Origin of the sequence: Stenotrophomonas sp. CFBP8994 (assembly GCF_034044835.1) — a bacterium.
Classification (GTDB): Bacteria; Pseudomonadota; Gammaproteobacteria; order Xanthomonadales; family Xanthomonadaceae; genus Stenotrophomonas; species Stenotrophomonas rhizophila_A.
Map to the genome: position 1 here is coordinate 1 of NZ_JAXCWT010000011.1, position 15,614 is coordinate 15,614.

Consider the following 15,614-nt stretch of genomic DNA (forward strand, 5'->3'; position numbering starts at 1 on the left):
GGTACAACCAGCGCCGGCTGCATAACGCCAACGGCCTGGTACCGCCTGCGCTCCACGAAGCGCAGGTGGCCTGAACGCCCCTTGAGAGTGTCCAGAAAAACTTGACCACCACAGGTTCACGGCGCCCCCCGCAAACCCACACCGGCCGGGGCCCCGCAGTGATCAGCGAACAACCAGCGCCTTTGACGTTGAAGTTGCTCTTGATCTACAGCCAACAAAAAACCCGGCACAAGGCCGGGTTCTTTGAAGAATCTCTGGTAAAGCGAGTCGATTATTCTTCGACGGCTTCAGCCACGGCGGCCGGACGGTCGACCAGTTCGACGTAGGCCATCGGCGCGTTGTCGCCAGCGCGGAAGCCGCACTTCAGCAGACGCAGGTAGCCGCCCGGGCGGTTCGCGTAACGCGGGCCCAGGGTGGTGAACAGGTTGCCCACGGCTTCGTTGTCACGCAGGCGGGCGAAAGCCAGACGGCGGTTGGCAACGGAGTCGACCTTGGCCAGGGTGATCAGCGGCTCGGCGACGCGGCGCAGTTCCTTGGCCTTCGGCAGGGTGGTCTTGATCAGCTCGTGCTTGAACAGCGACGCGGCCATGTTCTTGAACATTGCTTCGCGGTGGGCGCTGGTACGGCTGAACTTACGGCCGGATTTCATGTGACGCATGACGGATGTTCCTTGAAAGAATGTTGGATCGGTTGGGTATCGCTGTCGCCTTCCCGGCGTTGTTGCTTGGACTGCGGATGGTCCGGTGCCGGCCCTCCTGGCCGACCGTCACCGCAGGCTGGCGCCTGTCGATGCGAGGTACTGCGGGTAAAGCCCCCGCACCCGAAGGTGCGGGGTGAAGCATTTACTGCGCTGGATCAGCCGAGCATGCCGTGCTGGGCGACACCGGCCGGCGGCCAGTTCTCCAGCTTCATGCCGAGCGAAAGACCGCGCTGGGCGAGGACTTCCTTGATCTCGGTCAGCGACTTCTTGCCGAGGTTCGGGGTCTTGAGCAGTTCCACTTCGGTCTTCTGGATCAGATCGCCGATGTAGTAGATGCTCTCGGCCTTGAGGCAGTTGGCCGAACGCACGGTCAGTTCCAGGTCGTCGATCGGGCGCAGCAGCACCGGATCCACGCCGTTGTTGGCCGGCTTGGCTGCACCGCGGTCGCGGTGGGTGAAGTCACCGAAGACCGACAGCTGATCGCTGAGGATGTCGGCGGCGGTGCGCACGGCTTCCTCGGCATCGATCGTGCCGTTGGTTTCGATGTCCAGCACCAGCTTGTCCAGGTCGGTACGCTGTTCGACGCGGGCCGCTTCCACCGAATAGGCGACGCGACGGACCGGCGAGAACGAGGCGTCCAGGACCAGACGACCGATGGCACGGGTTTCTTCGTCCGGACGACGACGCGCGGCGGCCGGCTGGTAGCCGAAACCACGCTCGATCTTCAGGCGCATGTTGACTGCCGTGTCCTTGGTCAGGTGGCAGATGACATGATCCGTGTTGAGGATCTCGACGTTGTGGTCGACCTTGATATCGGCAGCAGTCACGACACCCGGACCCTGCTTGGACAGCGACAGGGTTGCGCTGTCGCCGGTGTGCATACGGATCGCCACGTCCTTCAGGTTGAGCAGGACTTCGAGAACGTCCTCCTGCAGGCCTTCGAGCGTGGTGTACTCGTGCAGTACGCCGTCGATCTCAACTTCCGTGATGGCGAAGCCCGGGATGGACGACAGCAGCACGCGACGCAGGGCATTGCCCAGCGTATGCCCGTAACCACGCTCCAAGGGTTCGATAACGACCTTGGCGCGGGTGTCGGTAAGGCGTTCGATCTGCGGACCACGAGGACGCAGAACCTGGTTGGCGGTAACCGTCATGTTGCGGGTTCTCCTAGTGAACCCCCGGCCGTCGCCGGGGGCTCTCCAATGTGAATTACTTCGAATACAACTCGACGATCAGCGCTTCGTTGATATCCGCAGGCAGGTCCGAACGATCCGGCACGGCCTTGAAGATGCCGGCGAACTTGTCGGCGTCCACTTCGATCCACGTCGGGCGCAGGTCGTGCGTCTTGGACACGGTCAGGGCTTCCTGAACGCGCAGCTGCTTGGCAGCCTTCTCGGACAGCGCGACAGCGTCGCCAGCCTTGACCTGGTACGAAGCCAGGTTGACCGACTTGCCGTTCACGGTGACGCCGCGGTGCGAGACCAGCTGACGGGCAGCCGGACGGGTCACTGCGAAGCCCATGCGATAGACGACGTTGTCCAGGCGGGTTTCCAACAGCTGCAGCAGGTTCTCGCCGGTGTTGCCCTTCTTGGTCGAGGCCTTCTTGTAGTAGTTGCGGAACTGACGCTCCAGCAGACCGTAGATACGCTTGACCTTCTGCTTTTCACGCAGCTGGGTGGCGTAGTCGGACAGCTTGCCCTTGCGGGCGGTCGCGCCGTGCTGGCCGGGCTTCTGCTCCAGCTTGCACTTGGAGTCCAGCGCACGGGCCGGGCTCTTGAGGGAAAGGTCGGCGCCTTCGCGGCGGGCGAGCTTACAGGTAGGACCGATATAACGAGCCATTTCTTATCGCTCCTTTAGACGCGACGCTTCTTCGGCGGACGGCACCCGTTGTGCGGGATTGGCGTCACGTCGATGATGTTGGTGATCTTGTAGCCCACGTTGTTCAGCGAGCGCACGGCCGACTCACGACCCGGACCCGGGCCCTTGATGCGGACTTCCAGGGACTTGACGCCGTAATCCAGCGCGGCACGGCCGGCTTTCTCGGCAGCCACCTGGGCAGCGAACGGGGTGGACTTACGCGAACCGCGGAAGCCAGCGCCACCGGACGTCGCCCACGACAGAGCATTGCCCTGGCGGTCGGTGATGGTCACGATGGTGTTGTTGAAAGAAGCGTGGACGTGGGCAACGCCGTCAGTGACGACGCGCTTGATCTTCTTCTTGGTCTTAGCGACGGGCTTAGCCATTTCTTAGGTCCCTTACTTCCTGATCGCCTTGCGCGGGCCCTTGCGGGTGCGGGCGTTGGTACGGGTGCGCTGACCACGCAGCGGCAGGCCGCGGCGGTGACGCAGACCGCGGTAGCAGCCCAGGTCCATCAGGCGCTTGATCGCGATACCGATTTCACGGCGCAGATCGCCTTCCACGATGTACTTGGCCACTTCCGAGCGCAGACGCTCGATTTCCGGCTCCGACAGATCGCGGATCTTGGTGGTCGAGGTCACGCCTGCGGCGTCGCAGACCTTCTTCGAACGGGTACGGCCGATGCCGTAAATGCTTTGCAACCCGACCCAGACGTGCTTCTGGGCTGGCAGGTTGACGCCTGCAATACGCGCCATGACGCGGTTCTCCAGCTGAGTGATGGCCGACAGCGCACCCGAGGCGCGCCGATCCGGCAGGATGGATCAAAAAGTGAACTAGCGATACTAACAAGGTTCCGGTTTACATGGAAGCCCGTGAAACCTGAAAGGTTTCATGGACCCGGCCCAGGGAGTGTGCCCAGGCTCCGGCGCCGGACCAGGTTGACTCCGGAAGCGACCCTTTCGGACCCTCTTCCGGCGCCGCCCGCGCTACTCCCGCGCGGGACGACCCGATCTCACCCCCACCCGGAACCGCTGCGGGGGCCGCCCTTCGTTTGTGTGGCCAGGTCCGCGAAGCGGAGGACCATCACGTCAGGAAGACGATAGTGTAACAGGCCAATCAGCCGCGGGCAAAACCGCCGCGGTTGCCGCCCTTCAGGTTGGCCTTCTTCAACAGGCTCTCGTACTGGTGCGACATCAGGTGCGCCTGGATCTGGGCGATGAAGTCCATCACCACCACCACCACGATCAGCAGCGAGGTGCCGCCGAAGTAGAACGAGGCGTTCAGCTGCGTGCGCATGATTTCCGGCAGCAGGCAGACGATCACCAGGTAGGCCGAGCCGGCCGCGGTCAGGCGGGTCAGCACGCCGTCGATGTAGTCGGCGGTGGCCTTGCCCGGACGGATACCCGGAATCAGCGCGCCCGACTTCTTCAGGTTGTCGGCGGTTTCCTGGGAGTTGAACACCAGCGCGGTATAGAAGAACGCGAAACCGGTGATCAGCGCAGCGAACACGATCATGTGCAGCGGCTCGCCCGGACCCAGGGCGTTGGCGACCTTCTGCAGCCAGGTCGCCGAGCTGGCCTGGCCGGACCACATGGCCAGGGTGGTCGGGAATGCCAGGATGCTGGAGGCGAAGATGGCCGGGATCACGCCCGCCATGTTCAGCTTCAGCGGCAGGAACGAGGTCTGGTTCATGTACGCGTTGCGGCCACCCTGGCGACGTGCGTAGTTCACCGTGATGCGGCGCTGGCCGCGTTCGACGAACACCACGAAGAAGGTGAAGGCCAGCACCACCAGCGCGATCAGCAGCAGCTGGATGAACTGCAGGTTGCCTTCGCGGAAGGCGTCGAAGGTGTGGATGACCGCACCCGGCAGGCCGGCCACGATGCCGGCGAAGATGATCAGCGACACACCGTTGCCGATGCCGCGCTCGGTGACCTGCTCGCCAACCCACATCAGGAAGATGGTACCGGCGGTCAACGCGACCACGGCGGTGAGCACGAAGCCCATGCCCGGCGCGTACACGACCGGCGCACCGGACGGGGACAGCTGGTTCTGCAGCGCCAGCGCAATGCTGCCGCCCTGCACCACGGCCAGCAACACGGCGCCGATGCGGGAATACTGGGTGATCTTGCGGCGACCGGACTCACCTTCCTTCTGCATCGCCTTGAGCGCGGGGAAGATGTGGACGGCCAGCTGCATCACGATGGATGCCGAGATGTACGGCATCACGTTCAGCGCGAAAATGCTGAAACGGTGCAGGGCGCCGCCCGAGAACATGTTGAACATGTCCACGATGCCGCCGCCCTGCGCCTGCATGAGCGCAAGCATGGCATCGGGATTGACGCCCGGCACCGGCACATAACAGCCGATGCGGTAGACGATCAAAGCCCCGACGACGAACAGCAGACGCTGGCGAAGTTCCGTGAACTTGCCGAGCCCGCCGCCCAGGTTACCAATGCCAGCTTGCGCCATGTCTTACTCCTGTACGCTGCCGCCGGCAGCTTCGATCGCGGCCTTGGCACCGGCCGTTGCTGCGATGCCCTTCAGGGTGAAGGCCTTGGTCAGGCCGCCCTTCATGACGATCTTGGCCTGCTTGGCAGTGCTCGGGACCAGCTTCGCAGCGCGCAGCGCGGCGAAATCGATCTCGCCAGCTTCCAGGCGGTCCAGGTGGTACGACAGCACTTCGGCCGTGTCCTTGGCGATCTTGGAACGGAAACCGACCTTCGGCAGACGACGCTGCATGGGGGTCTGGCCGCCTTCGAAGCCCGCCTTGATCTTGCCGCCACCCTTACGGGCGAACGAACCCTTGTGGCCGCGGCCGCAGGTCTTGCCCAGGCCGGAGCCGATACCACGGCCGACGCGGGTGCGCTCTTTGCGCGCGCCCGGTGCCGGGCTCAGTTCATTGAGATGCAGGGTCATTGGATTATTCCTCAACCTTGACGAGGTAGTGGACCTTGTTGATCAGACCGCGAACCTGCGGGCTGTCCTTCAGGACACGCACATCGTTGAGCTTGTTCAGGCCCAGGGCACGCACCGACAGGCGGTGACGCGACTGGGTGCCACGCAGGCCGCCAACCAGACGGACCTTGACGGTCTTGACGGTGTCATTAGCCATGGTTGAGATCCTCCACCTTCTTGCCGCGCTTGGCCGCGATGCGGGCCGGCGACTGCATTTCGGACAGACCCTTCAGCGTGGCGCGAACCAGGTTGATCGGGTTGCGCGAACCGACGGCCTTGGCCAGCACGTTCTTGACGCCCACTGCTTCCAGCACGGCGCGCATGGCACCGCCGGCGATGACGCCCGTACCTTCCGAAGCCGGCATCATGAACACGCGGGCTGCGCCGTGGCCGGACTTCACCGGGTGCCACAGGGTGCCGTTGTTCAGATCGACGTCGGCCAGGTTCTTGCGAGCCTGCTCCATCGACTTCTGGATCGCGACCGGCACTTCACGCGCCTTGCCGTAGCCGAAGCCAACCTTGCCTGCGCCGTCACCGACCACGGTCAGTGCGGTGAAGGTGAACTGACGACCGCCCTTGACGGTCTTGCTGACGCGGTTGACCGCGACCAGCTTCTCGATCATGCCGTCGTCGACTTTCTCTTCGCGGTTACGGTCGCGATCGCGACCCCGCTGCTGACGTTCTTCTGCCATGTTGATTCCTTGATTGATTGGGTATGTACGGCTCAGGGCCGCTTATAGCTGTGGAATGACGCGGTGGATCGAACGCCCCTGCAGAAGAAGGACGCCGCCCGGCACAACCCGTGCCGGCAGGCAGGCGGAAGCGGGGACCAGCCCCGCTTCCTTATCCCTTAGAACTGCAGGCCGCCTTCGCGGGCTGCATCGGCCAGTGCCTTGATGCGGCCGTGGTAGCGGTAGCCCGAGCGGTCGAAAGCGACCTTCTCGATGCCCGCAGCCTTGGCGCGCTCGGCAACCAGCTTGCCGACCTTGGCGGCGGCGTCGCTGTTCTTGCCGTTCTTCAGGCCTTCCTTGACGTCGGCCTGGGTGGTGTTGGCAGCAGCCAGCACCTTGGAGCCGTCGGCGGTGAAGACCTGGGCGTACAGGTGCTGACCGGTGCGCAGCACCGACAGACGCGGCACGCCGAGGACACGGATATGTGCGCGGGTGGACTTGGCGCGACGCAGGCGAGCAATGTTCTTGTTCATGATCTTTTTCCTTGAAAGCTGAAGACAGGATTCCTCCCCGGAACGGGGACTCGCCCTTACGCCTTCTTGGCTTCCTTACGAATGATGACTTCGCCGGCGTACTTAACACCCTTGCCCTTGTAGGGCTCCGGCTTGCGGTAAGCGCGGATCTTGGCGGCAACTTCGCCCACCAGCTGCTTGTCGGTGCCCTGGACCAGGATTTCGGTCTGGGTCGGGGTCGACAGCGTGATGCCTTCCGGCGCCACGTACACAACCGGGTGCGAGAAACCGAGCGCCAGGCTCAGGTCCTTGCCCTGCATGGTGGCGCGGTAACCCACGCCGACCAGCTCAAGCTTGCGCTCGAAGCCATCGGTGACGCCCTTGACCATGTTGGCCAGGATCGCGCGGACGGTGCCGGTGAGGGCGACCAGCTCGTCATTGCTGGCGGCCAGGGTGGCAACGCCGTCGTTGACGGAAATTTCAACGCCAGCAACCTTGGCCAGGCTCAGGGTGCCCTTCGGGCCCTTCACGCTGACGGATTCCGGCTGGATGTTCAGTTCAACGCCCTTGGGCAGGTTGACCGGCTTCTTGGCTACGCGGGACATAGTGGTTTCCTTCTCGCCTTAGGCCACGAAGCACAGGACTTCGCCGCCGACGCCCAACTGGCGCGCCTGCGCATCAGTCATGATGCCCTTGGAGGTGGAGATGATGGAGATGCCCAGGCCGTTCAGGACCTTCGGCAGCTCGGACTTGCCACGGTACTGGCGCAGACCCGAACGCGAGAAGCGCTTCAGGGTCTCGATGACCGGCTTGCCCTCGAAATACTTCAGGACGATTTCAAGCTCGGCCTTGTTGTTCTCGGTCTTGGTCACGCGCAGGTCGGTGATGTAGCCTTCGGCCTTCAACACTTCTGCGATTGCAACCTTGATCTTGGAGGACGGTGCTTTCACCGTCTGCTTGCCAACCGCGGCCGCATTCTTGATGCGTACCAGCAGGTCGGCGATGGGATCAGTCATGCTCATAGTCGATACCTTTGAGTGCACCGATATCCGCTTTCGCGAAAATCTTGCTATTTGGAATGGGCCTGGCGGCCCGTCGTTCTTTGTTCAGCGGGCTAACAGCCCGCTCTACCACTCCCCCGCTCCACCACGTTAAGGGCGGGTGAGACGCGGGAGTATACGACAAAAAGAGCCCGACCGGGGTCGGACTCTTCAAGTCGGGGTGAACCTGAACAGGCCCACCCCGTACTGCGGGGACGGATCCCTTACCAGCTGGCCTTGCGCAGGCCCGGCACGTCACCACGCATGGTGGCTTCGCGCAGCTTGTTGCGGCCGAGGCCGAACTTGCTGTACACGCCACGCGGGCGGCCCGACAGTTCGCAACGGTTGCGGTGGCGGCTCGGCGACGAATCGCGCGGCAGCTTCTGCAACTTGATCACGGCCTGTTCCTTCTCTTCGTACGAAGCGGTCGTGCTGGAGATGATCTTCTTCAGCTCTTCACGCTTGCCGGCGTACTTGACGGCCAGCTTCGCACGCTTCAGGTCGCGGTTGACCATGGAGGTCTTTGCCATTTCGGATTCCTCGACGTATCAGTTACGGAACGGGAACTTGAACGCTGCGAGCAGCGCCTTCGCTTCCGCATCGGTCTTGGCGGTGGTGGTGATGGCGATATCCATGCCGCGGATCGCGTCGACAGCGTCGAAGTCGATTTCCGGGAAGATGATCTGTTCCTTCACACCCATGTTGAAGTTGCCGCGACCGTCGAAGGAACGACCCGAGACACCACGGAAGTCGCGCACGCGCGGCAGCGAGATGTTGATCAGGCGATCCAGGAACTCATACATCTTGGCACGACGCAGCGTGGTCTTGCAGCCGATCGGCCAACCATCGCGGATCTTGAACGAAGCCACCGAGACGCGGGACTTGGTCACGATCGGCTTCTGGCCGGAGACCTTGGCCATGTCGGCGACGGCATTTTCCAGGATCTTCTTGTTGGTCGCCGCTTCGCCGACACCCATGTTCAGGGTGACCTTGACCAGACGGGGAACCTGCATCGGATTGGTGTAGCCGAACTGCTTCATCAGCGCCGGCACCACTTCTTCCTGGTAGAACTTTTCGAGACGGGAACTCATCTTCTCATTCCTCAGGCGTCAAGCGCCTCACCGCTGGAGCGGAACACACGCAGTTTGCGTCCATCCTCCAGCACCTTGAAGCCAACGCGCTCGCCCTTGCCCGAAGCCGGGTTGAGCACATTCACGTTGGAGATATGGATCGACGCTTCACGCTCGACCACGCCGCCGGCAACGCCTGCCTGCGGGTTCGGCTTGGTGTGGCGCTTGACGATGTTCACGTTGGCGACGATCACACGATCGCCGTCGACGCGGACGACTTCGCCCTGCTTGCCCTTGTCCTTGCCGGTGTTGACGACGACCTGGTCGCCCTTCTTGATACGGTTAGCCATGATTATCTCCTGTCGCTCACAGCACTTCGGGAGCGAGCGAGACGATCTTCATGAACTTCTCGGAACGAAGTTCACGGGTCACCGGCCCGAAGATGCGGGTGCCGATCGGCTCTTGCTTGTTGTTGAGCAGGACCGCGGCATTGGTGTCGAAACGGATCAGCGAGCCATCGGCGCGACGCACACCCTTGCGGGTACGCACCACGACGGCGTCGAACACTTCACCCTTCTTGACCTTGCCGCGCGGGATTGCATCCTTCACGGTGACCTTGATGATGTCACCGATGTGTGCGTAGCGACGCTTGGAGCCGCCCAGCACCTTGATGCACATCACTTCCTTGGCACCGGAATTGTCCGCGACCTCGAGGTAGCTCTGCATCTGGATCATGAGTCAGATCTCCTTATTGAGCCGCACGGGTGACAATTTCCACCACGCGCCAGTTCTTGGTCTTGGACATCGGAGCAATTTCGGTCACGCGGACGACATCGCCTTCATTGCAGGCGTTGTCGGCGTCGTGCGCGTGGAGCTTGGTCGAACGACGCAGGTACTTGCCGTACAGCGCGTGCTTGACCTGGCGCTCCACCAACACGGTGACCGTCTTGTCCATCTTGTTGCTGACGACACGGCCTTCGACCGTGCGCAGCTGCTTGTTTTCAGTATTGTCGCTCATCGCGGCCATCCTTACTTGTTGCTGCCGAGCAGGGTCTTGACGCGAGCAATCTCGCGGCGGACCCGGCGGGTTTCGTGAGTCTTCGGCAGCTGCCCGGTGACCTGCTGCATGCGGAGCGAGAACTGCTCCTTACGCAGGTCAACCAAATGGGACTTCAGGTCGTCAGCCGACTTTTCGCGAAGCTGTTTGATATCCATCACATCACCGTCCGGGTCACGAAAGTGGTGGTCACGGAGAGCTTGGCAGCTGCCAGGCGGAACGCCTCGCGTGCCACGTCTTCACCCACACCTTCAATTTCATAGATCATGCGGCCGGGCTGGATCTGGGCTACCCAGTACTCCACGTTGCCCTTACCAGAACCCATTCGGACTTCGATGGGCTTCTTGGTGATCGGCTTGTCGGGGAACACTCGGATCCACATCTTGCCACCGCGCTTGACGTAGCGGCTGATCGAGCGGCGGGCCGCTTCGATCTGGCGCGCGGTCAGCTGACCGTGGGCGGTTGCCTTCAGGCCGTATTCGCCGAAGCTGACAGCGTTGGCGCTCCAGCTCAGGCCATCGTTACGGCCCTTGTGTACCTTGCGGTACTTGGTTCGCTTGGGTTGCAACATTGTCGTTACCTCGCTTCACGGGCCGGGCGCTGACGGTCACCGCGGTCACCGCGATCGTTACGATCGTTGCGCGACGGGGTGTCGTCCTGCTTTTCCTGGCCAACCTGGGAGAAATCGAAAACCTCGCCCTTGTAGATCCAGACCTTGATGCCGATGATGCCGTAGGTCGTCTTGGCTTCAGCGAAGCCATAGTCGATGTCGGCACGCAGCGTGTGCAGCGGCACGCGGCCTTCGCGGTACCACTCCGAACGGGCGATTTCAGCACCGTTCAAGCGGCCACCGACGTTGACCTTGATGCCCAGGGCACCGAGGCGCATCGCGTTGCCGACCGAGCGCTTCATTGCGCGGCGGAACATGATGCGACGCTCCAGCTGCTGCGCGATCGACTCGGCAACCAGCTGTGCGTCCAGCTCGGGCTTGCGCACTTCGGTGACGTTGATGTGCGCCGGAACGCCCATCATTTCGCTCACTTCCTTGCGCAGCTTCTCGATGTCCTCACCACGCTTGCCGATCACCACGCCCGGACGGGCGGTGTGGATCGTCACGCGGGCGGTCTTCGCCGGACGTTCGATGAGGATCTTGCTGATGCCGGCCTGCGCGAGCTTCTTGCGCAGCATGTCCCGCACCTTCAGGTCGGCTGCCAGATAACCAGCAAACTCGGCCTTGTTGGCGTACCACTTGGAGTTCCAGTCCTTGGAGATGCCGAGGCGGATACCAATCGGATGAACTTTATGACCCATGGTGTTTTCCTTTCCGCTTACTTGCCGGCGCCCACAACCACAGTGATGTGGCTGGTGCGCTTGAGGATGCGGGTGCCGCGGCCTTTCGCCCGCGCCATGAAACGCTTCAGGGTCGGACCTTCATCAACCATGATGGTCTGAACCTTCAGCTCGTCGACGTCGGCGCCCTGGTTGTTCTCGGCATTGGCAATAGCCGACTCCACCACCTTCTTGATCAGGTGGGCAGCCTTCTTGTCCGAGAACTTCAGCAGGTTGACCGCACGCTCGGCCGGCAGGCCGCGCACCTGGTCAGCGACCAGGCGTGCTTTCTGCGCAGAGATGCGCGCGGAGCGCAGGATTGCTTTCGCTTCCATTGTCATCTCTCCTTACTTGCCCGACTTCTTGTCACCACCGTGACCCTTGAAGGTCCGGGTGATGGCAAATTCGCCGAGCTTGTGGCCGACCATGTTCTCGTTGACGAGCACCGGAACGTGGTTCTTACCGTTATGAACGGCGATGGTGATGCCTACCATTTCCGGCAGGATCATCGAACGGCGCGACCAGGTCTTGATCGGCTTCTTGCTACCCGCAGCGGCCTCCACCTTCTTGACGAGGTGGTGATCGACGAACGGGCCCTTCTTGAGTGAACGTGCCATGGTCGATTAGCCCCTACGATCGCGGACGATGAATTGCTGGGTGCGCTTGTTCTTGCGCGTCTTGTAACCCTTGGTCGGAACACCCCACGGGGTGACCGGATGCGGATTACCCTGGCCGGCCTTCGCCTCACCACCACCGTGCGGGTGGTCAACCGGGTTCATGGCAGCACCACGAACGGTCGGGCGGACACCGCGCCAGCGCTTGGCGCCAGCCTTGCCCAGCTTTTCCAGGTTGTGTTCGTCGTTGCCGACTTCACCGATCGTTGCGCGGCACTCGACCGGCACCTTGCGCATTTCACCCGAGCGCAGGCGCAGGGTGGCGAAGACGCCTTCACGAGCGACGAGCTGCACGGCAGCGCCGGCGGCACGCGCGATCTGGGCACCCTTGCCCGGCTTCAGTTCGATGCCGTGGACAGTGGTACCAACCGGGATGTTGCGCAGCGGCAGGGTGTTGCCGGTCTTGATCGGCGCATCCGAACCCGCGATCACCTGGTCACCGGCCTTCAGGCCCTTCGGTGCGATGATGTAGCGGCGCTCGCCGTCGACGTAGCACAGCAGGGCGATATGGGCGGTGCGGTTCGGATCGTATTCGATGCGTTCCACGCGCGCCGGAATGCCTTCCTTGTTGCGCTTGAAGTCAATCAGACGGTAATGCTGCTTGTGACCACCGCCCACGTGACGGGTGGTGATGCGACCGTGGTGGTTACGACCACCGGTATTGCTCTTCGGCTCCAGCAACGCTGCGTGCGGTGCGCCCTTGTGCAGATCGGGCGTAACCACGCGCACGGCCGAACGGCGGCCGGGGGAAGTGGGCTTGAATTTCATCAATGGCATGGGATGTACCTCAGGCCTTGGCCGTTACATCGATGGACTGGCCATCGGCGAGACGCACGTACGCCTTGCGCCAATCGCCGCGGCGGCCGGTGCGGTTACGGAAGGACTTGTTCTTGCCCTTCACGTTCAGCACGTTGACCGCTTCGACCTTGACGTCGAACAACTGCTCTACCGCGGCCTTCACGTCGGCCTTGGTCGCTTCGTTCGAGATCTCGAAGACATACTGGTTGGAATGTTCCTGCAGGCGCGCGGTCTTTTCGGAGACTCGCGGAGCACGCAGCACGCTGAAGATTTTTTCGTTGCTGTTCATGCCAGCCACTCCTCGACCTTCTTGACCGCATCAGCGGTGATGACGACCGTGTCGGCACCGACCAGCGACACCGGATCCAGGCCCTGCACGTCACGCACTTCCACGTAGGGAATGTTGCGGGCCGACAGGTACAGGTGCTCGGTGGCTTCCTCGGTGACGATCAGCGGGCGCTTGCCCACTTCCAGGCCGGCCAGCTTGGCGATCAGAGCCTTCGTGCTGGTCGCTTCGACATCGAAGGACTCCACGATGGTCAGACGGCCCTGGCGGTTGAGCTCGGACAGGATCGCGCACATGGCGGCACGGTACTGCTTGCGGTTGACCTTCTGCTCGAAGCTGCGCGGCTTGGCCGCGAAGGTGACACCGCCGCCGACGAAGATCGGAGCCGTCAGCGCGCCATGACGCGCACCGCCGCCCTTCTGCTTCTTCGACTTCTTGGTGGTACCAGCCACTTCAGAACGAGTCTTCTGTGCCTTGGTGCCGGCGCGACCGGCATTGCGATAGGCAACGACGACCTGGTGGACCAGATCTTCGCTGAAATCGCGACCGAACACGGCATCGGAGACCGAGACCTTGTTGTTGCTACCCGTGATAACGAGTTCCATCGTCATCTCTCCTTATGCCTTGCTAGCCGGACGCACGATCACGTCACCACCCGCAGCGCCAGGCACGGCGCCACGAATCGCGATCAGACCGCGCTCGACGTCGACCTTGACAACTTCCAGGTTCTGCGTGCTCTGCTGCACGGCACCCATGTGGCCCGACATCTTCTTGCCCGGGAAAACGCGACCCGGGGTCTGGCGCTGGCCCAGCGAACCCGGCGCGCGATGCGACAGCGAGTTACCGTGGGTTGCATCGCCCATACGGAAGTTGTAGCGCTTGATGGTGCCCTGGAAGCCCTTACCCTTGGTGACACCCTGGACGTCGACCTTCTGGCCAACTTCAAAGATGTCCGCCTTGACTTCGCCGCCAACGGCGAAATCGCCGAGCTGCGCGTCTTCAACGCGGAATTCCCACAGGCCACGACCGGCTTCCACCTTCGCCTTGGCGAAGTGGCCGGCTTCCGGCTTGTTGACCAGGGCAGCGCGACGCGCGCCGACGGTCACCTGCACGGCGCTGTAGCCGTCAGCTTCGACGGTCTTGATCTGCGCGATGCGGTTCGGGGTAGCTTCAATCAGGGTCACCGGGATGGCCTGGCCATCTTCGGTGAACACGCGGCTCATGCCAGCCTTGCGGCCCACGAAGCCCAACGAATATTTCTTCGTCATGGTCGTAGTCCTCAGGTCAGCTTGATCTGAACGTCGACGCCGGCAGCCAGTTCGAGCTTCATCAGCGCGTCCACGGTCTTGTCGTTGGGGTCGACGATGTCGAGCACGCGCTTGTGCGTGCGGGTCTCGTACTGGTCACGCGCGTCCTTGTCGACGTGCGGCGAGACGAGAATGGTGTAACGCTCGATCTTGGTCGGCAGCGGGATCGGGCCACGCACTTGCGCGCCGGTCCGCTTTGCCGTTTCAACGATCTCGCTGGCCGAACGGTCGATCAAACGATGATCGAACGCCTTCAACCGAATCCGGATCTTTTGGTCCGCCATGGCGGTAGGTTCCTTCGTTAAAAGAGCGACGGACAAGGCCTCTGGGTTGCCTTGTCCCATGAATATCCTGAATGCGGACGCCGCACATTCCTGCGCGGCGACAAGATCTTTCCGTAGACCTCAAAAATCGAGGCAGACCGGTCTCCCGATCTGCCCAGACAAAAAGTATAGCGCGCATACAACGCGGCGGTCAACAGGGGGTCCTGTTGACACTGCCTGAATGGCGCGACCCTTCCTGGTCTGGGGAACACGAGGTGCGTCCTGCGCCTCTTTTCCCGTTTGTGTTGCAACCCCGATGCCCTACCCAGGCAACATCGGGGCGCAGAGTCTAGCAGATTACTTGATGATCTTGGAGACCACGCCGGCGCCGACGGTACGGCCGCCTTCACGAATCGCGAAGCGCAGGCCTTCGTCCATGGCGACCGGGTTGATCAGGGTCACGACCATCTTCACGTTGTCACCCGGCATCACCATCTCGACGCCTTCCGGCAGCTTGGCGGCGCCAGTGATGTCGGTGGTACGGAAGTAGAACTGCGGGCGGTAGCCGTTGAAGAACGGGGTGTGACGGCCGCCTTCGTCCTTCGACAGCACGTAGACTTCGCCTTCGAACTCGGTGTGCGGCTTGATCGAACCCGGCTTGCACAGCACCTGGCCGCGCTGGACGTCGTCACGCTTGGTGCCGCGCAGCAGCAGACCGGCGTTGTCGCCTGCCTGGCCCTGGTCCAGCAGCTTGCGGAACATTTCCACACCGGTCACGGTGGTCTTCTGGGTGTCGCGGATACCGACGATTTCGATTTCTTCGCCGACCTTGATCACGCCGCGCTCGATACGACCGGTCACCACGGTGCCGCGGCCCGAGATCGAGAACACATCTTCCACCGGCATCAGGAAGGTCTTGTCCACGTCACGTTCCGGCAGCGGGATCCAGGTGTCCAGCGCCTCGACCAGCTTGATGATGGCCGGCACGCCGATCTCGCTCTGGTCGCCTTCCAGCGCCAGACGGGCCGAGCCCGAGATGATCGGGGTGTCGTCGCCCGGGAAGTCGTACTTGCTCAGCAGCTCGCGGACTTC

Annotated in this window: 28 protein-coding genes; all 28 read right to left on the reverse strand. The window is 62.5% G+C overall.

Annotation, left to right across the window (positions count from 1 at the left end):
* Positions 1-271: 271 nt before the first annotated feature.
* Positions 272-658 carry a 50S ribosomal protein L17 gene (gene rplQ, locus SOM39_RS19060; RefSeq protein WP_068849483.1) on the reverse strand — a complete coding sequence of 129 codons (387 nt, stop codon included), beginning with the start codon at positions 656-658 and terminating at the stop codon, positions 272-274.
* A 197-nt stretch (positions 659-855) separates the two neighbouring features.
* Positions 856-1,854: a DNA-directed RNA polymerase subunit alpha gene (locus tag SOM39_RS19065; RefSeq protein WP_068849481.1), complete on the reverse strand. Its 999-nt coding sequence runs from the start codon at positions 1,852-1,854 to the stop codon at positions 856-858.
* A 55-nt stretch (positions 1,855-1,909) separates the two neighbouring features.
* On the reverse strand, positions 1,910-2,539 hold the full coding sequence (gene rpsD, locus SOM39_RS19070; RefSeq protein WP_068849480.1) for a 30S ribosomal protein S4: 630 nt from the start codon (positions 2,537-2,539) through the stop codon (positions 1,910-1,912).
* Positions 2,540-2,553: 14 nt separating this feature from the next.
* On the reverse strand, positions 2,554-2,943 hold the full coding sequence (gene rpsK / locus SOM39_RS19075; RefSeq protein WP_017355427.1) for a 30S ribosomal protein S11: 390 nt from the start codon (positions 2,941-2,943) through the stop codon (positions 2,554-2,556).
* Positions 2,944-2,955: 12 nt separating this feature from the next.
* On the reverse strand, positions 2,956-3,312 hold the full coding sequence (gene rpsM, locus SOM39_RS19080) for a 30S ribosomal protein S13 (RefSeq protein ID WP_017355426.1): 357 nt from the start codon (positions 3,310-3,312) through the stop codon (positions 2,956-2,958).
* A 361-nt stretch (positions 3,313-3,673) separates the two neighbouring features.
* Positions 3,674-5,029, reverse strand: a complete 1,356-nt coding sequence (gene secY, locus SOM39_RS19085; RefSeq protein WP_068849478.1) for a preprotein translocase subunit SecY — start codon at positions 5,027-5,029, stop codon at positions 3,674-3,676.
* Positions 5,030-5,032: 3 nt separating this feature from the next.
* Entirely contained in the window at positions 5,033-5,476 is a 444-nt protein-coding gene (rplO, locus tag SOM39_RS19090; protein ID WP_068849476.1) for a 50S ribosomal protein L15, read from the reverse strand.
* Positions 5,477-5,480: 4 nt separating this feature from the next.
* Positions 5,481-5,672, reverse strand: a complete 192-nt coding sequence (gene rpmD, locus SOM39_RS19095) for a 50S ribosomal protein L30 (protein WP_068849475.1) — start codon at positions 5,670-5,672, stop codon at positions 5,481-5,483.
* On the reverse strand, positions 5,665-6,207 hold the full coding sequence (gene rpsE / locus SOM39_RS19100) for a 30S ribosomal protein S5 (protein ID WP_038690276.1): 543 nt from the start codon (positions 6,205-6,207) through the stop codon (positions 5,665-5,667). Before rpsE ends, rpmD begins: the two co-directional genes overlap by 8 nt.
* A gap of 158 nt (positions 6,208-6,365) precedes the next feature.
* Positions 6,366-6,719 (reverse strand): 50S ribosomal protein L18, encoded by a 354-nt coding sequence (gene rplR / locus SOM39_RS19105; protein WP_019186158.1) that lies wholly within the window; start codon positions 6,717-6,719, stop codon positions 6,366-6,368.
* A 56-nt stretch (positions 6,720-6,775) separates the two neighbouring features.
* Positions 6,776-7,303 (reverse strand): 50S ribosomal protein L6, encoded by a 528-nt coding sequence (rplF, locus tag SOM39_RS19110; protein WP_068849473.1) that lies wholly within the window; start codon positions 7,301-7,303, stop codon positions 6,776-6,778.
* Between the two features lie 18 nt (positions 7,304-7,321).
* Positions 7,322-7,720 carry a 30S ribosomal protein S8 gene (rpsH, locus tag SOM39_RS19115; RefSeq protein WP_017355419.1) on the reverse strand — a complete coding sequence of 133 codons (399 nt, stop codon included), beginning with the start codon at positions 7,718-7,720 and terminating at the stop codon, positions 7,322-7,324.
* Between the two features lie 242 nt (positions 7,721-7,962).
* Positions 7,963-8,268, reverse strand: coding sequence for a 30S ribosomal protein S14 (rpsN, locus tag SOM39_RS19120; protein ID WP_068849472.1), 306 nt, complete (start codon positions 8,266-8,268; stop codon positions 7,963-7,965).
* A gap of 18 nt (positions 8,269-8,286) precedes the next feature.
* The gene (gene rplE, locus SOM39_RS19125; RefSeq protein WP_068849470.1) at positions 8,287-8,829 is read right to left on the reverse strand and encodes a 50S ribosomal protein L5; all 543 of its coding nucleotides are present in this window, start codon (positions 8,827-8,829) and stop codon (positions 8,287-8,289) included.
* Positions 8,830-8,840: 11 nt separating this feature from the next.
* Positions 8,841-9,158, reverse strand: a complete 318-nt coding sequence (rplX, locus tag SOM39_RS19130; protein ID WP_017355416.1) for a 50S ribosomal protein L24 — start codon at positions 9,156-9,158, stop codon at positions 8,841-8,843.
* Positions 9,159-9,174: 16 nt separating this feature from the next.
* On the reverse strand, positions 9,175-9,543 hold the full coding sequence (rplN, locus tag SOM39_RS19135; RefSeq protein WP_068849469.1) for a 50S ribosomal protein L14: 369 nt from the start codon (positions 9,541-9,543) through the stop codon (positions 9,175-9,177).
* Between the two features lie 13 nt (positions 9,544-9,556).
* Positions 9,557-9,826 (reverse strand): 30S ribosomal protein S17, encoded by a 270-nt coding sequence (rpsQ, locus tag SOM39_RS19140; RefSeq protein ID WP_068849467.1) that lies wholly within the window; start codon positions 9,824-9,826, stop codon positions 9,557-9,559.
* 11 nt (positions 9,827-9,837) lie between these two features.
* Positions 9,838-10,023, reverse strand: a complete 186-nt coding sequence (gene rpmC, locus SOM39_RS19145) for a 50S ribosomal protein L29 (RefSeq protein ID WP_068849465.1) — start codon at positions 10,021-10,023, stop codon at positions 9,838-9,840.
* Complete coding sequence (rplP, locus tag SOM39_RS19150; RefSeq protein WP_068849463.1) at positions 10,023-10,436, reverse strand: 50S ribosomal protein L16; 414 nt, start codon at positions 10,434-10,436, stop codon at positions 10,023-10,025. The genes rpmC and rplP overlap by 1 nt, the downstream gene beginning before the upstream one ends.
* Positions 10,437-10,441: 5 nt before the next feature.
* Entirely contained in the window at positions 10,442-11,176 is a 735-nt protein-coding gene (rpsC, locus tag SOM39_RS19155; RefSeq protein ID WP_068849461.1) for a 30S ribosomal protein S3, read from the reverse strand.
* Between the two features lie 17 nt (positions 11,177-11,193).
* Positions 11,194-11,529: a 50S ribosomal protein L22 gene (gene rplV, locus SOM39_RS19160; protein WP_017355410.1), complete on the reverse strand. Its 336-nt coding sequence runs from the start codon at positions 11,527-11,529 to the stop codon at positions 11,194-11,196.
* A gap of 12 nt (positions 11,530-11,541) precedes the next feature.
* A complete protein-coding gene (rpsS, locus tag SOM39_RS19165; RefSeq protein ID WP_017355409.1) occupies positions 11,542-11,811 on the reverse strand; it encodes a 30S ribosomal protein S19 in 270 nt (89 codons plus the stop codon).
* A 6-nt stretch (positions 11,812-11,817) separates the two neighbouring features.
* Positions 11,818-12,645 (reverse strand): 50S ribosomal protein L2, encoded by an 828-nt coding sequence (gene rplB, locus SOM39_RS19170; protein ID WP_068849460.1) that lies wholly within the window; start codon positions 12,643-12,645, stop codon positions 11,818-11,820.
* Between the two features lie 10 nt (positions 12,646-12,655).
* Complete coding sequence (rplW, locus tag SOM39_RS19175) at positions 12,656-12,955, reverse strand: 50S ribosomal protein L23 (RefSeq protein ID WP_068854553.1); 300 nt, start codon at positions 12,953-12,955, stop codon at positions 12,656-12,658.
* Positions 12,952-13,557 (reverse strand): 50S ribosomal protein L4, encoded by a 606-nt coding sequence (gene rplD, locus SOM39_RS19180; RefSeq protein ID WP_068849458.1) that lies wholly within the window; start codon positions 13,555-13,557, stop codon positions 12,952-12,954. Before rplD ends, rplW begins: the two co-directional genes overlap by 4 nt.
* A 12-nt stretch (positions 13,558-13,569) precedes the next feature.
* A complete protein-coding gene (gene rplC / locus SOM39_RS19185) occupies positions 13,570-14,220 on the reverse strand; it encodes a 50S ribosomal protein L3 (protein WP_068849456.1) in 651 nt (216 codons plus the stop codon).
* 11 nt (positions 14,221-14,231) lie between these two features.
* Positions 14,232-14,543: a 30S ribosomal protein S10 gene (rpsJ, locus tag SOM39_RS19190; RefSeq protein ID WP_010341589.1), complete on the reverse strand. Its 312-nt coding sequence runs from the start codon at positions 14,541-14,543 to the stop codon at positions 14,232-14,234.
* 336 nt (positions 14,544-14,879) lie between these two features.
* On the reverse strand, positions 14,880-15,614 hold a 735-nt coding region (locus SOM39_RS19195), incomplete at its 5' end, for an EF-Tu/IF-2/RF-3 family GTPase (protein WP_320459235.1).

Coding starts and splice junctions, on each gene's coding strand:
- rplQ (WP_068849483.1), bottom strand. CDS start 658: ATGCGTCACATGAAATCCGGCCGTAAGTTCAGCCGTACCAGCGCCCAC.
- rpsD (WP_068849480.1), bottom strand. CDS start 2,539: ATGGCTCGTTATATCGGTCCTACCTGTAAGCTCGCCCGCCGCGAAGGC.
- rplR (WP_019186158.1), bottom strand. CDS start 6,719: ATGAACAAGAACATTGCTCGCCTGCGTCGCGCCAAGTCCACCCGCGCA.
- rpsS (WP_017355409.1), bottom strand. CDS start 11,811: ATGGCACGTTCACTCAAGAAGGGCCCGTTCGTCGATCACCACCTCGTC.
- rpsN (WP_068849472.1), bottom strand. CDS start 8,268: ATGGCAAAGACCTCCATGGTCAACCGCGACCTGAAGCGTGCGAAGCTG.
- rplF (WP_068849473.1), bottom strand. CDS start 7,303: ATGTCCCGCGTAGCCAAGAAGCCGGTCAACCTGCCCAAGGGCGTTGAA.
- rplV (WP_017355410.1), bottom strand. CDS start 11,529: ATGGAAGCGAAAGCAATCCTGCGCTCCGCGCGCATCTCTGCGCAGAAA.
- rplE (WP_068849470.1), bottom strand. CDS start 8,829: ATGAGTTCCCGTCTCGAAAAGTTCTACCAGGAAGAAGTGGTGCCGGCG.
- rpsC (WP_068849461.1), bottom strand. CDS start 11,176: ATGGGTCATAAAGTTCATCCGATTGGTATCCGCCTCGGCATCTCCAAG.
- rpsJ (WP_010341589.1), bottom strand. CDS start 14,543: ATGGCGGACCAAAAGATCCGGATTCGGTTGAAGGCGTTCGATCATCGT.
- rpsQ (WP_068849467.1), bottom strand. CDS start 9,826: ATGAGCGACAATACTGAAAACAAGCAGCTGCGCACGGTCGAAGGCCGT.
- rplO (WP_068849476.1), bottom strand. CDS start 5,476: ATGACCCTGCATCTCAATGAACTGAGCCCGGCACCGGGCGCGCGCAAA.
- rplW (WP_068854553.1), bottom strand. CDS start 12,955: ATGAACAGCAACGAAAAAATCTTCAGCGTGCTGCGTGCTCCGCGAGTC.
- SOM39_RS19065 (WP_068849481.1), bottom strand. CDS start 1,854: ATGACGGTTACCGCCAACCAGGTTCTGCGTCCTCGTGGTCCGCAGATC.
- rplD (WP_068849458.1), bottom strand. CDS start 13,557: ATGGAACTCGTTATCACGGGTAGCAACAACAAGGTCTCGGTCTCCGAT.
- rpsH (WP_017355419.1), bottom strand. CDS start 7,720: ATGAGCATGACTGATCCCATCGCCGACCTGCTGGTACGCATCAAGAAT.
- rpmC (WP_068849465.1), bottom strand. CDS start 10,023: ATGGATATCAAACAGCTTCGCGAAAAGTCGGCTGACGACCTGAAGTCC.
- rpsK (WP_017355427.1), bottom strand. CDS start 2,943: ATGGCTAAGCCCGTCGCTAAGACCAAGAAGAAGATCAAGCGCGTCGTC.
- rpsE (WP_038690276.1), bottom strand. CDS start 6,207: ATGGCAGAAGAACGTCAGCAGCGGGGTCGCGATCGCGACCGTAACCGC.
- rplN (WP_068849469.1), bottom strand. CDS start 9,543: ATGATCCAGATGCAGAGCTACCTCGAGGTCGCGGACAATTCCGGTGCC.
- rpsM (WP_017355426.1), bottom strand. CDS start 3,312: ATGGCGCGTATTGCAGGCGTCAACCTGCCAGCCCAGAAGCACGTCTGG.
- secY (WP_068849478.1), bottom strand. CDS start 5,029: ATGGCGCAAGCTGGCATTGGTAACCTGGGCGGCGGGCTCGGCAAGTTC.
- rpmD (WP_068849475.1), bottom strand. CDS start 5,672: ATGGCTAATGACACCGTCAAGACCGTCAAGGTCCGTCTGGTTGGCGGC.
- rplB (WP_068849460.1), bottom strand. CDS start 12,645: ATGCCATTGATGAAATTCAAGCCCACTTCCCCCGGCCGCCGTTCGGCC.
- rplC (WP_068849456.1), bottom strand. CDS start 14,220: ATGACGAAGAAATATTCGTTGGGCTTCGTGGGCCGCAAGGCTGGCATG.
- rplP (WP_068849463.1), bottom strand. CDS start 10,436: ATGTTGCAACCCAAGCGAACCAAGTACCGCAAGGTACACAAGGGCCGT.
- rplX (WP_017355416.1), bottom strand. CDS start 9,158: ATGGCTAACCGTATCAAGAAGGGCGACCAGGTCGTCGTCAACACCGGC.